This window comes from Pedosphaera parvula Ellin514 (assembly GCF_000172555.1).
Classification (GTDB): Bacteria; Verrucomicrobiota; Verrucomicrobiia; order Limisphaerales; family Pedosphaeraceae; genus Pedosphaera.
The window spans coordinates 144,572-161,268 of sequence record NZ_ABOX02000002.1 but is presented as its reverse complement, the minus strand read 5'-3'; the positions used below and the strand labels follow the sequence as shown (position 1 = coordinate 161,268).

Here is a 16,697-nt window from a genome sequence, read left to right as displayed (position 1 = left end):
TCATCGAACAGCCTAAAGTGCGAAACACCAAATGTGCCGCTGGCAGTTCAACCATTATCTCTGTCTGAAATTTCCCCACCATTGCCGATGTTTCCCGCTTTCTTAACCACCATTTTCTTTTCATTATCCGCCATCTCCGGAAGCCGCTGCGCGAAGGCGTTTGGCGGGCTGGAGGCCAATTTCTGGCGATTAACCATCGCCACGGTTCTGCTCACTTCCTATGCAATCTTCTTTGGACACCCGATTTCGGGCGGGGCGGGAGCCCTCTTCATTTTGAGTGGAGCTATTGGTGTGGGCGTTGGCGACATGCTCTACTTCCAGGCGCTGCCAAGAATTGGCTCACGACTGAGTGTCCTTCTGATTCAATGTCTTTCAGTTCCCTTCGCTGCCACAGTGGAATGGCTCTGGCTGGGAACAACGCTATCGTCCAAACAATTCATTTGGGTAGGTGTGATTCTGGCGGGCATTTTGCTCGCCTTGTTTCCGCTGCACCACGCACATTCCACGCGCCGAGAAAAAGTGGCAGGCGTTTGCTTTGGTATTCTTGCCGCAGTCGGCAATAGCTTCGGCGCCGTATTGAGCCGAAAGGCGTATGGGGCAGCTCTCGAAGCTGGCTTCAACATCGATGGACCTACAGCTGCTTTTCAACGGATTTGGGGAGGCGTGCTGGTCGCCAGCACGGTCCTGGTGTTTGCGAAGTGGCCTGCCATTCAGTCGGTTTTCAAAAATTGTAAAATTCTTTTCACCGCGGAATATAAGAGCAAATGGCGGAGCGTCTGGCCATGGGTGGTGATTACCAGTCTCGCTGGACAAACTTTCGGAGTGACCTGCTTTCAGTGGGCCCTTAAAAACAATCCCACCGGCGTGGTCCTGCCCATCATCGCCACCACCCCTCTCGTCGCCATTCCATTTTCACAGGTCCTCGAAAAGGAGCGGCCTTCCCTCCGTTCGATTCTCGGCGGTCTGATCGCTGTGGGCGGTGTCATCGCCTTGTTGAAACTGAAATAGGCCATGGTGACAACCACCTGGGCCAGGAGACAGCCAGCAGAGGCACCTTTCAGCAACGCCCATTAGGACAAGAAATGCAAAGACTGTGACAATCCGGGTGAAGCCTCCAGGATTTGGTTGATGCCCTGCAACATCAGCTCGCAGACTGCATTCGCTTAAACAATCTGGTTCAAGAGCTGGAGGAAATTCCCAACGGCTGGCGTGTCTTTTCGAAAGATGGAATAAACGAATATGGCGCGGTAGTTCTCGCAGCTCCTGCACATTGCCTGACAAAGGTTCTGCTGAGAACAAATTCGGCTCCTTCGCTTTCGTTCGAAGAAATAAAACATCCACCGATCGCAAGTATTGTCCTTGGCTTCCGGCGCGACAAGGTCGCACATCCGCTCGATGGCTTCGGGGTCCTCGTTCCGGCGGTGGAGCAAATGAATATCCTTGGCGTCCTCTTTTCATCGTCGCTCTTTCCGAACCGTGCTCCGGATGGGCATGTCACTCTCACGTGTTTCGTCGGTGGTTGTAGAAATCCAGATCTTGCTTTGACTGACAGGCCAGCTTTGCGCCGTCTGGTCTTGGAAGATTTGAAGCGTCTTCTAGGCGTAACGGGAAGTCCGACTTTTGAGCATTACTCAACTTTCCGGCAATCAATTCCTCAATACGACGTCGGTTTTGGAAAGTTCAAGGAACTCATGAATCGCATCGAAGCCAGTGCTCCCGGGCTGTATTTCGCCGGCCACTATCGCGACGGCATTTCGGTTGGTGATTCCATCGCCTCGGCAGAAAAGGCGGCGACACAAATCGTTCAGTTTTTCAAACATTCTCATTCACACACTTCCCCAGACCTGGCTACTGCATGACTAAACAAGGCGTTCTCTTAATCAATCTTGGCTCGCCGGATTCTCCTTCCGTTCCGGCGGTTCGCAAATACCTCCGTGAGTTTCTAATGGACGGTCGCGTTCTCGACACACCGTGGCCGATTCGCTTCGGCATTGTTCATTTCGCCATCCTCCCGAAGCGGCCCAAGGCATCAGCGCACGCGTATAAAAGTATTTGGACAACGGCAGGTTCACCACTCGTCGTCACCAGCAAAAACCTAAAAGGAGCGTTGCAGGCGCGGCTTTCGATTCCAGTCGAACTGGCCATGCGTCATCAAAGCCCATCGGTTGCAGAAGCCATAAACGAACTGCATTACCAGGGCGTTGATGAACTGCTGGTCATACCGCTGTTTCCACATTACGCCATGTCGAGCTACGAGTCGGCTGTCGTTCGTGTCAGGGAAGTCACGGCACGCCAGTCGCCCCTGATGAAGATCGTGGTTCAGCCGCCTTATTATAATGCCCTGGATTACAACAACGCACTCGTAGCCAGCGCGGAAGATTATATAAAACGTGATTTCGACCACCTGCTCTTCAGTTTTCACGGCATCCCTGAACGGCACCTGCGAAAGTCTGACACGACAGGTTGTCACTGTTTGAAGGTGAAGAATTGCTGTGAAACTCCCAGTTCGGCACATGCCACCTGCTACCGTGCTCAATGTTTTCAAACGATGAAAGCGTTCGTGAAACAGGCAGGGATCCCGGAAGGAAAATATTCCATCGCTTTTCAATCCCGCCTGGGACGCGATCCCTGGCTGACGCCATACACAGACAAGGAATTGGAACGACTGGCGAGGGGTGGCGTCAAAAAACTCCTCGTGATTTGTCCCGCTTTCGTGTCCGATTGCCTTGAGACACTCGAGGAGATTGGCATGAGAGGTCGCGAGACTTTTCTCCATTCCGGTGGGACGAGTGACACGATGATACCCTGCCTCAATGAACATCCGCTGTGGATCGTCGCTCTCGAGAATATGACCAAACGCTTCATGGCTGACAATGTTCACCAGAGCCCTGAGGAGCGTCGCAACAGCTTCCAACCGGTTGCCATCTGACAGTTCATCTAATCCTGACAGGAAGACGGTTGTTGATTTTCAGCATCGGTCTTCCTCTCGCTTTTGCTTCTGAACAAGGCGCTTGCAGAGCATTCGAAGCGAAATGCATCTACGGCTTCGATTAGGCAACTAAAGCTGAATCTCATTTGCCTCCGAGCCCAATCACCATTAACACCAACATCCGAGCAAAAACTGCTTAGCGAATGGCAATAGAGGTTAAGCCCCCATCTCCGCTCTTGATTACTTTAATGACGTTTAATGGATACAGCTTTGCAAACAACAGCGTCGAGTAACGACAGGCAGCGCGGGCAAGCCCAGCAGTGCTTCCACTGCGGCTCACCCTGCAACGCCAGCATTCTTTGTAAAGAGGAGAAAGCTTTTTGCTGCCACGGATGTTTAACCGTTTTTGAAATCCTGAGTGAAAACGGACTGACTGATTTCTATAGTTTATCCGAGAACGCCGGGGTTCGTATTAAGAAGGTTGGAACAAAAGACCAATTTGCATTTTTGGACGAACCGGCTGTCCGTGAAAAACTGGTAAACTTTTCAGACGACAAAATCACTCAAGTTACTTTCCACATTCCAGCGATTCACTGCATTGCCTGTGTTTGGTTGCTGGAAAATCTCTTTCGCCTCAAGCCAGGCATTGGTCAGTCCCATGTCAACTTTCCCCGAAAGGAAATCTCGATTTCGTTTGAACGCCAAAAAGTAGGGTTGGGCGAGTTGGTGGATTTGCTGGCTTCGCTCGGATACGAGCCGGATCTTAAGCTTTCCGACTTGGAGGGCGGGAGAAGTCCTGTTTCTCGCCGTCTCTGGCTGCAACTTGGCATTGCCGGCTTCGCGTTTGGCAACATCATGCTATTCAGCATCTCTTCCTATCTTGGACTCGACATTCAATATTTCAAAAAGTTATTTGCTTATCTCAGTTTCGCCTTGGTCTTGCCGGTCATTTTTTACGGCGCTTCAGATTATTGGAAATCAGCCTGGTTGAGCTTGAGTCGCCGGATGCTCACCATTGAAGTGCCGATCGCGGCGGGTATGGCACATGGAAATTGTTGCCATCGCTGAATTGAATTCTCCAGGTGGTAGATGCTGGCCTTGCCTTTAACCAGCTTGTCGCGTCGAAATAAACGGAACCGTTCTTTTATTGTGGCTATCTCAAGTTCAGTGAGCATAACCCCGTTCGATTCCGTCGCGTTAAGGGAGAGTGGACGGACAGGAACCTACTAATCCGGAAGGTGGCGGATCAACTGTTCGCAGTACGTTTCAAACGCCCGGCGATAACCAGGCCCGGACGCCATTTGATTTTGCAGGCCGGCGATGATTCGTTGGCCTGCAAGGTCATCCATCAATTGGCGGCCTTGGATCTCACCAACCCGAAATCAATGTATTGCTCGCCGCCTGTATTACGGCAATGGATGGCGATCACATTCTTGCCGGGCTGAATAGCCGTCCGACCACGGCGATTAAACGAAAAATCTTCATACGCACCGGTGGCACCAGTCGTTTTGATTGCCAGAACACCGTTGACATAAACCTCCGTGTCATCGTCGTGATGCAGCCAGCCGAGCAGCTCATCCCACTTGCTCCCCTTCAATTCCACTTCGCGTCGCAGCCAGATGTCGTCCGCGGTCCAAACCGTGTTGACGATCGCAGCGGAGTTTCGTGTCCTGCCGAAACCGCTCTGGCCTTCCGACCAACTGGACGCATCAAATTCTGGAGTGAACCAGTTTGTCGCAGGCTGGCTGGTTGTGTAACGCCACAACCCCGGTTTGGTATCCGCCGCCGGCAAAACCGCCTCGAATCCGGGTAGCTTGGGCATCGCCGCCCAGCCCGTGGCTTTCGTTTTATCGCGTTTTGCATACTTCTGCCAGACCGGTTTCTCGTAAAGCATCCGCATGAAGACGCCGCCCACCACCGGGCGTGCATCGAACCCAACTTTTTTCGCCGACTTGGTCTGATACCAGTCGGTCATCGCTGAGCGATCTGGCGTCTGGTTCAAGAAATGTATGATCGGGGCGAGCAACGCATTGAAGTCCTCACGGTTCTCCGTGAGTGTTGCGGTCCAGGTGATCCAGTCCAACTTGGTGTAAGTCTGGCGGTTGTCGAGCGGCAGGCCGAATGCGTTCTGCGTCTTCTTATAAAAATCCATTTCCTTGCGCATGACTTCCTTCGGGAATAGGTTCAGACCGAGCACACCATCCCAAACCAGATTATACTTCTGACTCCAGGTACCGGGTTTGTCGAACGCCAGGCGGAAATGGTCGCCGTCATCAGCCTCTTTCACCCAGCGTTGGGCAAACTCGCGCGCAAGTTTGAAATATTCATCGGCCTTGGCCTTGTCACCGCGCATTTCGCACAGCCTGGCAAAGGAACCCAGGCCGCAGATGGCTTTTACACTCAGGTTCACATTGTGCGCAAGATGGCCAGCAAAGTCGTCCGTGCAAAGTTGTTTCTCAGGGTCAAAACCCTTTTCCTTCAGGTAATTCGCCCACTGCTCCAGCTGTTTCCAGTAAATCCCGGCAAAATCGGCATTGCCCTCCATCTCCGCAACGGCCGCAAAAAGGCACAGCAGGTTTCCGCTTTCCTCAACCGGCATCTGGTTGTTAACGCCGTGCTCGCCATCGCCGTAAACCTGGCCATTCGCCTTGGGATAGGTGCCAAGGTCATGCGGTGCGAAAGGAAATTTCCAGCGTTCGCTGGCGGCATAATTCATGAACGGAACGATGAACGACTTTGCCAGCGTCGGGCCGAACAACAGAAATTGTGGCGACATCGGGTAAAACACATCGGACGTGCTGATGCAACCGTTGGAGTGATTTTCCTTGCAGAACTGCAGCGGCTGGCCGTTTTCATCGGCAATAAATTTTCCGGCGGCGAAACATTGGCGGTACGCCAGCGCGCCCAGTTTGGCGTAATTTTCTCCACCGACATTTCGCAAATCATTCATCAGTTCGTCGTCAAATGCCGCGCAGCGTTTTTGCAACAAGGCATAATCTCGGGCCGACGCTTTCAAAAGGTCTGCCGGCTCCCATCCATTGCGCCTCCAATATGGACGCAGATTTTTCCGCATGTATTGGATGGAATACAGATCGTCATATGCAAGCATCAGCCAGGCCGTGCCGACGGTGTTTTTGGCGCAATCCAATTTCGCGGCGAAGGCCAGCACAGTGTCGTTGCGGTTGTTGTTTTGCAGCGCAGCCTCGGCCGCGGGAGCAGGCAATTTTCCATCGGTCATAAAACCGGTTCGCGTCGCCTCAACTTTGTTGGCAGTCAAACTTCCATGCCCATTGTCGGCCATCGCCACATAGAAATAACCCCAGTCAATCCGCAAATCGTCGCCGCGCTTCTGCAGGATGGGCTGCTCCACCGTGCCGACACGCCACGCTTTGATTTTTCCGGAGCCAGCCTGGTTAAAATTGACGGCTTGATCTGGCGTGTTGCAGGCCATTGCTCCATACGCATCGAAGTAAGCCGCAACTTTGTGCTTTTGGTTGTCGGTTGAGTGCGATTCCCACGTCAGATAAGTCACCGGGCGCGACAATAAATCCAAATCCTCCGGCAAAGCCGCCGTCATGAACGTGAGCGTAAGATGGATACCCTGCCCTTCAAAGCTGTAGATTGTCCGCGTTGGCAAGACTTCCAGACCAGTCTGTGGCAACGCCGGAACATTCCCCGGCTCCATCCCCATAATGCGAAAATTCTTTCCATCGATTTTTACCAACCCGGTCATACGCTGCACCTTGCCCGTCCAGTGTGTTGTGTCGGCATCGGTCAGTTTATCTGCTGGCGACCAAAGGCTGAAGTATGGATCACACGCCACCAGCGGGACGGACGGTGGCCGGAAGGTTTCAGCATGAAGGCTGCAGCAAACAGTGCTAAACAGCACGGCAACGCTTAACGCGACCGCGCGACGGTTCAAAAGAGTTCTAATCATCATTTTTGTCAGTTGTGGTGACCACAAGAAACTATGCAATACTTGATCAAAATCGTATCCTCCATGAAGATGATGCAGTCAGGCAAACAAAATGAGCAAAGTTCCGCTATTTTGTTCAATCACCTTTTTGGGTCGTCGTTTTGGACGATTGAGTCGCTGCCCCGGACTGCTTATGCTGGACGAACCGTTTTATGAGTAAAAAGCATCTGGCTGGATTATTCCATGTTTGGCGGTGGATTTTGGTTTTTGCATTGTTGGAGCAGCTGAGTTTCAAAGGTTTGGCGGCTGAAACCAGTGCGACGCCACCAAACATTGTTTTGATTTTGGCCGACGACCTTGGATTCTCTGATCTCGGTTGCTTTGGCTCGGAAATTTCCACCCCGCATCTGGATCACTTGGCGGCTGAAGGACTGCGTATGACGCAGTTTTACACCACCCCGCGCTGTTGTCCGTCCCGGGCGGCGTTGCTCACGGGATTATATCCGCAACAGGCCGGAATTGGCAACATGATGGAAGATCGCGGCATCCCCGGCTATCGCGGCGAGCTCGGCCAAAACTGTCTCACGATTGCGGAAGAATTGCGCCGGGCTGACTACCACACAGCCATGGTTGGCAAATGGCATTTAAGCCACATTCATTTCGACGGTAAAAAACAGTTGAATCACGAATCTGACGAACCCTTCTGGGATAACAAGAACAGTTGGCCCGTCCAGCGCGGCTTCGAAGATTATTTCGGGACCATCCACGGCGTCGGCAGCTACTATGACCCGTTTTCATTGGTGCGCAACAACACGCCCATTCGTCCGGAAGGCACCAACTTTTACTACACCCATGCGATCACGGAACACGCCGTTGCCGACATCAACCGCCTTGCGGGGAACAAAAAGCCGTTCTTTCTCTTCGTCGCCTATACGGCGCCGCACTGGCCGTTACAGGCACCGGAAAAAGACATCGCCAAATATCGGCAACGCTATCTGGCCGGTTGGGACACAATCCGTTCCAACCGTTATCAGCGCCAGATGGAGATGGGTCTTTTGAATAAAAAATGGCCCTTGTCGCCGCGGGATCCGCGCGTGCCGGCCTGGAGCAGTGTGGTGGATAAAGAATGGGAGGCAAATCGGATGGCGACTTACGCAGCCATGGTCGAAAACCTCGACAACGGTGTGGGAAATATTCTCGAAACACTAAAACGGAAGGGAATCGAACAAAATACACTGGTGATTTTTTTCTCTGACAATGGGGCTTGCGCGGAGCCCATCGAGCCAAATTGGTATGATGTCCCCAGCCGGACGCGCGACGGAAGGCACATCTCTGTCGGTAATAACAATCATGCAGTATTCGCAGGGCCGGACAATGTCTGGCAAAGCTACGGCATACCATGGGCAAATGTCAGCGACACACCGTTTCTGCTTTACAAACACTTCACGCATGAAGGTGGCATCGCCTCGCCATTCATCGCACGCTGGCCAGCAGGCATCAAACAGTCAGGGGTTGTGTCTGACCAGCTCGCGCACGTTACCGACATCATGCCGACGTTGGTCGAAATTGCCAGTGCCGCGCATCCCGATAATTACGAAGGCCGTGCAATTCAACCTCTGGAAGGCAAAAGTCTTCTCCCCATCTTCGAGGGAAAAGACCGCTTGCACCCCTCCCCCATCTTTTGGGAACACGAGGGCAACCGGGCTGTCCGGCTGCAACAGTGGAAACTCGTGGCCCGCCAGGGACAAGAATGGGAACTTTATGACAGCAGCGCGGATCGAACTGAACAAAACAATCTGACCTCCTTTCATCCAGACAAAGTCAAGGAGATGGCAAACCTATATGACGCCTGGGCCAAACGCTGCCATGTCCTGCCTTTTGATCAACTCCCGCGTGAACGCCCGATAATTCCCGCTCAAATTACGAACGCAGCGCCTCAATCAGCATTTAATGGTCACTGAGAATCCAACGCTGCTTGCAACGAAAAGATTACCGTCGAGCGCTGAGTGAATTGAGCACCATCAAAGCGTAGCCCGTCCGGGGGCATCGGAATCTCACCAGCAAAAGACAAACTCTTTGTTGCCGATGGCTTCTCAAAAGATAACCCCGCATCCCTCTCGCGAGCAATCAGTTTAGAAACCGCTGCCGGGTTGTTTTCGCTTTTGTCAATCTCACTTACGATCCCCCAGGATATTTCCAACTGTTTGGAAAGATAAAGGTTCACGGCTTGTGTGAGGATGTGGGCTTCGTGCTTTTGGCCCTCTTTGATGATGTCTGGCAGCCGCATGTTTTTTTGCACGGAAAAACTGCCTTGGGCAATAATTGGACCTTCATCCAGATCCATGGTCACGAAATGCGCCGTTACTCCAATAATCTTTACCCCCCGTTCCCACGCCTGACGATACGCTTGTGCGCCCGGAAAGCTGGGAAGCAGGGAGGGATGAATATTGATAATCTTTTTTGGATACCGCCACACAAAATTGTGGGAAAGAACTTTCATGAAGCGGGCCAGGACGATGAAGTCCGTGTTGTGCTTTTGCAAGATGGCAAGCGCTTCCCTCTCTCCCTGTTTGCGCTCATGCCAGGGTACGAATGCAAAAGGCACATCGTTTTCCCTGGCAATTGGCTCCAGATCTGGGCAGTTGGAGAGAACAATCGACGGAATAGCTTTTAATTCGGCCAGGCGATGATTGGAGAGCAAAGCTTCCAGGCAATGCGGTTCACGTGTTACCATGAGGGCCATGCGTTGCTCCTGGTGAGGCTCAGTCACATGAACTGATATTTCCATCTCGAGTTGCTGCGCGAGACGGCATAAGCCCGACTGCAGCATCGCCAGGCTAAACTGGTTTAATTCCCAGGAAGCCTGGATCACCATACTGAACTGTCCCCGGGTTACCTGCTCTTCCAACGCTTCAATGTTTGCTCCTCCCTCGAACAGGTGTTTGGTCACCCGAGCCACTACTCCTGCCTTATCCCTGCCAATAACAGTTATTGTTGCCATTTTTGTCATATTAATTTCCTTTTAAAACAGGCTGATCTTTTTCAAGCGGAGAAGCGCCGTCATCAAGCCGACTAGCAGATTCATGGAGTTGGCATCTGTGGTATTCCTTTGGTTTGCACAACAGAAACGGGAGCTTCCCGGAGTTTGGACAACCAATCGCAATCAAGCGCGTGTCCAAACCCGATTGCACCCTGATTGCAAAGGAAGCAAATCGCCAGTGGAGTAAAGGGCCTAATAGCAGCCGAGGCTTATCCTACTATTGACTTCAGCCAACCCGTTTTAAGAAAGTGAATGATTCTCTTCGATTTTGAAACCAAAGTGATGCATGGGGTATTCATGATTCTGTAACGGAGAATTTCACTCCCTAGGAAACCATTCGACAATCGATGTAAAATTCTCTTCAACGGGAGGAAAACAACTCAGTTCATCTGAAAATGCCTTCGGCAATGTTGAGGAGGAGTAAACCAGTCTGAACATCATGAATTATGCTTGAGCCCGATGATTCCGCCATTTCAGCCTTAATAGATCCGCAAGCTGCGACTCTTAATTACCCTGCTTCCTATTCCCAGGAACGATTATGGTTTGTTCAACAGTTGGAGCCCCAATCAGCCACTTATAACCTGCCGGCGGTATCCCGTGTAAGAGGCCATATCGATGTGCCAGCTCTGGAGCAAAGCCTGAATGAAATTATCCACCGTCATCAGGTGCTGCGCACCTCCTTCAAACTTGTAGGAAACGAATTGCGGCAGCTGGTAGCCCCTCAAATCAATTTTAGAGTGCGGACCATTGACTTGCAGTTCCATGCCCGGGAGGAGCGGGAGGCTGATCTCCAGCATTTAGTCCGTGTTGAAGTAAGACAACCCTTTCTGCTGAGCCATCCCGTGTTGTTACGTGCGACTGTTATTAACATGGATGAAGGGGACCATGTGCTTATCATCGTTTTACACCACATTGCTGCGGATGGATGGTCGTTTGGAATATTTTCCTGGGAACTCGAGACTCTGTATGCGTCGTTTGTAGCGAATGAACCATCACCTTTGCGGCCTTTGCGCATGCAGTTTGGAGAATACTCATCGTGGGAAAGGCAGGAAGTTCAGAGCGAGCGGTTCCGAACGCAACTTCAATTCTGGCGCAATCAACTGGAGGGAGAATTGCCTGCCTGGCAGATAAGGCCGGATCGCCCCCGGCCGATCCGCCAGACTTTCAATGGGGCAACAATTTACATGGAAATCCCGCACGATCTTTGCAGTCCCATGAAAACCTTATGCCACCAGCAAAGGGTCACCCCATTCATACTACTTCTCTCAATATTTCAAGTAATGCTGCACGGTTGGAGTGGTCACACGGACATGGTGGTCGGAACGCCCGCGATAAACCGCAATCGCGAAGAACTGGAGCGTTTGATCGGGTTTTTACTTAACATGCTCGTCTTACGTGTAAATGCCCACGGGAATCCAACATTTTGGGAATTTCTTGGACGTGTGAAAGAAATTGTCCTCTCTGCTACTGCTCATCAGGAGGTGCCTTTTGAAAAAGTGCTCGAAGAGATGAGACCCCAGCAAGGTTCGAGCCGGAATCCTTTCGTACAAGTGGTGTTTACATTTCAACGAGGACCAATTCATCTCCGATTGCCCGGGCTGGAATGCCATCCTATTTTCGTGGACAGCAATACAGCCAAGGTCGACCTCTTTGTAGAATGGTGGGAAGCCGGAAAGGGTCTTCAAGGACGAATTGAGTATAACACTGATTTGTTTGAGGCGGAAACCATCAGGCAATTGGCCTCATTGTTTCCTCCAGTTCTAGCTGCGGCAGTTGCCAATCCCGATCGACAGCTCTCTGAATTGGCAGCGATGATGCCAGCGCGAGCAAATCCTCCTGAAGGGAGGAACTTAAACCCAAGCCCACCGATCAATCGTCGTGTGGATGCCAACTCGCACAAACCGCTTAACCAGGAGGCTCCTGCATTGCGGGGATCAATAGAAAAATCTCTGACAAATATTTGGGAACGGGTATTGGGCATGGAAGGGATCAACCGGCAGGACAATTTCTTTGAACTTGGCGGTCATTCGCTTTTGGTCATGCAGGTAGTGGTGCGTGTGCGTGCGGCCTTCAAGGTGAATCTTCCCATGGAGCTTCCTTTTGAAGTACCTACAATCGCGGGTCTGGCCGAGGTAATCGAGAAAATGTTAATTGCGGAAATTGATTCGCTTGGCGATGAGGATGCAAACCGGATGCTTTGATAAAGCCCGGAAGGAACCCTATAAAAAATAAAAGTGTATGGAACACTTTCATATTCGTGACTCCCGCGAGGTTCCGGATGCCTTGCGGCAACTCTATGAGAGCTATCGAGCTTCCTTGCCACCTTTCAAGCAGGAATTTGTCGGCAAGGCGTTTCCGAGTTTATTACTGGCTGGCAGTGGAATCATCTGTTTTCAAAACAACCTACCTGCCGCTGCACTCACCTGGAATGTCTCCCCAACGGTTCCTGGTTTAGTTACAGCGGAGTTCTATTTTGAGCAGACCTGGGCGGCCGGAAATGCCGTTGAATTGCTGATTGCTGAATATCTCAAAGCCGTGCCCCAATCCAATTCACATTGTGTTGAGCTGTGGATTTCCCCTGGTGCAAAGATTCATCAAGTCTTGTTAGGAGAAGGCTTCCAGCAAATGGAAAGACAACTCTTGGAACTCACGAGCAAGGCACCGGAAGCGTCCTGCCCGCAAGGTGTGAATTTCATACGCCTGGATAATTTCCACATTACACCAGCCAGCCTGCAGGAGTTGTCAGAACTCCTTTTTAAGGCCTATTGGAACACAGTGGATGGAGTCTTTTTTGAACACTACAGGACCCCGGCATTCTGCCAGCAGTACGTTTCGAAGTTCGTTGAATCACCCTACTGCGATGTTAGGAATTCCTGGATTGCCTGTTTGGGCGCCGATAACCGTGCAGTTGGCATGGCACTTGGATGTGTATGGCCCAAGGCTAGGGCTCTTTACCTGGAACAACTGGCGGTACATCCCTCCTTTTGCGGACACGGTTTTGGAAGAGAATTGTTCAGACGATTTTCCTCTGTCATCGGTGCTGGAGGCGCACGGAGAATTATTTTGACTGTTTCGAAGGATAACTCCATTCCCAGCACGATGTATCGCTCCATGGGTGCGCGATTTTTGGATATGGAAATCGCTTATTTTAAAAAAGCCACCACTGTTCATTTTTGTAAAAAAACGGAAGCACCTTTTTCAAGGCGAAGAGGTTGCGAAACGGATCAGCCTGTCTAATGAAATTCAAACACGGAGAATTGGTCCATTATATGTTTTGGGTTTGTTATTCGGTTAAAGCGGGGTTCTGGCCTACCTGCCGTATAAACGTGGTTGAGCTAGTGTGGAATACTTTGGTTCATTTCAGAGGGACCTTCAAAAAGGATGTCAGCTGCCATGCGGGGTGTTTGATTTGTAGCTTTTCAAATTAAGATCTCCCTGCGCAGGCAAAGTTATCAAGTAAATGAGTAATGTAGCGAACACTGCAGCTCGCCTGTTAGGTAATACACGGCTCGCGAAGAAACTAGTTGGTCAACCTGTGCTCTCCCCCGCGCAAAAGCGACTATGGATGCTTGAACAACTTTATCCCGGCCAGGCATTCAATAACCTTTCGTCCGTACTTAAACTGGAGGGCTTGCTGCATCTCGCATGTTTGATACAGAGCCTGAGCGACATTGTTCAGCGCCACGAAGTGTTAGGAACAAAAGTTTACACTAATAAAGGGCGGCCCGTTATTTCGATCGCTCCAGCGCTGGCGCTGAACGTGCCGATTGAAGACCTAAGCAAACTCCCACACCATGAACACGGTGTACGCGCCAACGAAATCATGGCGACGGAGTCGTGCCAACCCTTCGATCTCAGCCGGGACTTATTGCTGCGGGCCAGGATATTGCGTGTCGCACCAGAGGAGCACTTGCTTTTGCTGACCACGCATAAGCTGGCAGCCGATATACGGTCCTTCCAAATTCTGCATCAGGAGTTGGCAACACTCTACCGGGCCTATACTCAGCATCGTCCAGGTTCTCTGCCGGATGTGCCTTTTGGTTATTATGATTCTGCTGTTTTGATGTTAGGGGAGGAGGATGAAATCTTGGGAAACCAACTGGCATATTGGAAACGTAAGCTAAAGGGGAAACTTCCAGCGATCGATCTGCCGACGGATAACTCACGGCCAACAATACAGACATATGCCGGTGCGCAGCACCGCTTTGCCTTGCACAGTGATCTTTGTGGCCCGCTGAAAGCTCTTGCCCAGCGTCTGCACACCACCTTACGGGTGGTGCTGCTGGCAGCTTTTCAAATATTGCTTCACCGCTGGAGCGGTCAGGAAGACATCCTTGTTGGCTCACCAGTCTCGGGACGCAATGAGAAAACGGATCGGTTAATAGGGCCTTTTGAAAACACACTGGTCTTTCGGACCCAGTTGTCAGGGGACCAAAGCTTCAAGGCCATACTGGATCAGGTATGCCAGGTGGTTTCAGAAGCGGAGGGTAATCAAGATTTACGTTTTGAAAATCTGCTTGAAGCACTTCATTTAGACCAGGATATCAGCCGTTCTCCAATATTTCAGGTGATGTTTCATTTCGAAAGTGCCCTTCCTTTTCCCTTGGAGCATCCAGGCCTAAGCATGGTTCCCCTGCCAACTAATAACAATACGATGCTCTATGATTTGACGCTTGCACTTCGGGAGCAGAAGTATGGCGTGATCGGTAGTTTCGTATACAATCCGAATTTATTCGAGGGAGCAACAATTCTCAGGATGCTCGGAAACTTTCAAACCTTGCTGGAGGGAATTATTGCCGATCCGAACGAGGCCATCAGCCGCCTGCCCCTGCTGACCAAAGCAGAGACATATCAGTTGTTAGTCGAATGGAATGACACTCAAGCGCATTACGCCACATCCAGATGCGTTCACCACCTTTTCGAAGAGCAAGTGCACCGCACACCGGAAGCGGTGGCTGCAGTTTATGAAGACAAGCACCTTACCTACCAGCAGCTAAATCTAAAGGCCAATAAACTTGCGCGCGAATTGCAGGAGTGTGGTGTCGGACCGGATGTGCGTGTGGGTGTGTTCATGAACCGGTCTCTGGAGATGATTGTTGGGCTTTATGCCATTCACAAGGCTGGAGGGGCTTATGTCCCTTTGGCACCGAGCAACCCACCGGAGCGTTTGGCCTTCATGCTGGAAGATGCACAAGTTCCGGTTTTATTGACTCAACCAACCCTGCTCGCGATGCTTCCACCTACAACCGCGAAAGTCATCTCCCTCGACCAAAATCTCACTGCTCAAATTCCACCCAATGGAAGCGAAGTAGAAGCAACAACGGAGGCTTCTCTCCAATCTGACTTAAAAGCAGTAGTCACCCCGGAAAACCTCGCTTATGTCATTTACACTTCGGGATCCACTGGCAAACCGAAAGGGGTCATGGTGCGACATTGCAATGTGGTGAACTTCTTCGCAGGAATGGACCGCGTCATCGGGCGTGAGCCGGGCGTCTGGCTGGCTCTGACCAGCATTTCCTTTGATATATCCGTGCTCGAACTCTTCTGGACCTTATCATGCGGATTCAAGGCGGTGATCCAAGGGGATGATGCCGCTGGCGCACACACAAAGGCGATTCCCCCAAACAGAGCAGCCGCCATCGAACATAAGTATACTATTCCTGAGCAGATCCTTCGATATGGAGTCACACACCTGCAATGCACCCCATCACTGGCCGGAATAATGCTTGAAGAACCAAAAACCGCCGCTGCGTTACGAAATGTAAAAAAGTTTTTGTTCGGAGGTGAACCTTTACCTCCCACACTGGTGGAAAAAATTGCAGGTTTTGGGGAACTCTTGAATATGTATGGTCCCACCGAAACAACGATCTGGTCTACCACCCATTCGGTCACACGGGAGGACGACCTCATGTCCATTGGAAGGCCGATTGCCAACACTGAAATTTATATACTCGATGCACACCTTCAACCGGTGCCGGTAGGAGTCGCCGGTGAACTCTTCATTGGAGGTGCCGGCGTGGCACGTGGTTATTTGAATCGCCCGGAACTTACCGCAGAGCGCTTTATTCAACATCCATTTAAGACCACTTCAAACCGATTATACCGGACCGGGGATCTTGCCCGGTATCGACACGATGGGAAGATTGAATATTTGGAACGATTGGACCATCAGGTGAAGTTGCGCGGCTTCCGCATTGAGCTGGGCGAAATAGAAGCTGCTTTGGGACAGCACCCCAGCATCAAGGAAAGTGTCGTGTCAGTCTGGGAGGCTCGTCCCAACGATAAGCGACTGGTGGGATACTGCGTGGCCAAACCCAGCCAGGAATTTCAGGCCATGGAATTACGCCGCTTTCTTAAAACCAAACTCCCCGAGTATATGGTCCCTTCGATATTGCTCCAATTGGATGCCTTGCCGCTTACCCCCAATGGAAAAATTGATCGGAAGGCTTTGCCCACGCCGGAGCTGAGGCATGCTTCAGAATCTCTGCACGTCCCTCCACAGACGCACATGGAGAAATGTATTGCCGCAATCTGGCAGGAACTGCTTCACATCGAACAAATAGGGACTGGAGATGATTTTTTCGACCTGGGAGGTAATTCACTGATGCTGGTTGAGGCACACGCGAGAGTTTGTGAGCAACTCAATTTACAGATTCCACTCAGCAAATTCTTTCAGGTCTCCAATATCGCCGCCCTGGCAAAATACATCGTTGAGCTAAGCAGGAGCTCCAACTCATTAAGCAAGATGAAGCAACGGGCTTTGCGCCAACGACAGGCCCTTGCCTTGAGAAAACATATAAAACAGTAACTCT

10 protein-coding genes are annotated in these 16,697 nt (G+C 51.2%); 8 read left to right on the top strand and 2 right to left on the bottom strand.

All coding sequences use genetic code 11. The features are described from left to right. Positions 1-87 precede the first annotated feature (87 nt). The 4 genes from CFLAV_RS01860 to CFLAV_RS01845 all read left to right on the top strand — a co-directional run bounded on the left by CFLAV_RS01860 (position 88) and on the right by CFLAV_RS01845 (position 3,997). Complete coding sequence (locus tag CFLAV_RS01860; protein ID WP_007412896.1) at positions 88-1,008, top strand: DMT family transporter; 921 nt, start codon at positions 88-90, stop codon at positions 1,006-1,008. 113 nt (positions 1,009-1,121) lie between these two features. After that, positions 1,122-1,859, top strand: coding sequence for a protoporphyrinogen oxidase (gene hemG, locus CFLAV_RS01855; protein WP_050785598.1), 738 nt, complete (start codon positions 1,122-1,124; stop codon positions 1,857-1,859). After that, positions 1,856-2,929, top strand: a complete 1,074-nt coding sequence (gene hemH, locus CFLAV_RS01850; RefSeq protein WP_007412893.1) for a ferrochelatase — start codon at positions 1,856-1,858, stop codon at positions 2,927-2,929. The genes hemG and hemH overlap by 4 nt, the downstream gene beginning before the upstream one ends. A 258-nt stretch (positions 2,930-3,187) precedes the next feature. Next, positions 3,188-3,997 carry a heavy metal translocating P-type ATPase metal-binding domain-containing protein gene (locus CFLAV_RS01845; protein ID WP_007412892.1) on the top strand — a complete coding sequence of 270 codons (810 nt, stop codon included), beginning with the start codon at positions 3,188-3,190 and terminating at the stop codon, positions 3,995-3,997. A 280-nt stretch (positions 3,998-4,277) separates the two neighbouring features. Here the strand turns inward: CFLAV_RS01845 and CFLAV_RS01840 are convergent, their stop codons facing one another. After that, entirely contained in the window at positions 4,278-6,869 is a 2,592-nt protein-coding gene (locus tag CFLAV_RS01840; protein WP_007412890.1) for a glutaminase family protein, read from the bottom strand. Positions 6,870-7,057: 188 nt separating this feature from the next. On the opposite strand from CFLAV_RS01840, the gene CFLAV_RS01835 reads away from it, so the two are divergent. Continuing rightward, positions 7,058-8,806, top strand: a complete 1,749-nt coding sequence (locus CFLAV_RS01835) for an arylsulfatase (protein WP_007412889.1) — start codon at positions 7,058-7,060, stop codon at positions 8,804-8,806. Here CFLAV_RS01835 and CFLAV_RS01830 read toward each other — a convergent pair. Then, complete coding sequence (locus CFLAV_RS01830) at positions 8,800-9,855, bottom strand: formyltetrahydrofolate deformylase (protein ID WP_007412888.1); 1,056 nt, start codon at positions 9,853-9,855, stop codon at positions 8,800-8,802. The genes CFLAV_RS01835 and CFLAV_RS01830 overlap by 7 nt on opposite strands. A 476-nt stretch (positions 9,856-10,331) precedes the next feature. Between CFLAV_RS01830 and CFLAV_RS01825 the strand changes: the two genes are divergently transcribed. From CFLAV_RS01825 to CFLAV_RS01815, 3 genes are all read left to right on the top strand, one after another. Then, positions 10,332-12,086: a condensation domain-containing protein gene (locus CFLAV_RS01825; protein WP_007412887.1), complete on the top strand. Its 1,755-nt coding sequence runs from the start codon at positions 10,332-10,334 to the stop codon at positions 12,084-12,086. Positions 12,087-12,123: 37 nt separating this feature from the next. Next, positions 12,124-13,122, top strand: coding sequence for a GNAT family N-acetyltransferase (locus CFLAV_RS01820; protein ID WP_007412886.1), 999 nt, complete (start codon positions 12,124-12,126; stop codon positions 13,120-13,122). A gap of 223 nt (positions 13,123-13,345) precedes the next feature. After that, positions 13,346-16,693, top strand: coding sequence for a non-ribosomal peptide synthetase (locus CFLAV_RS01815; RefSeq protein WP_007412885.1), 3,348 nt, complete (start codon positions 13,346-13,348; stop codon positions 16,691-16,693). Positions 16,694-16,697 lie beyond the last annotated feature (4 nt).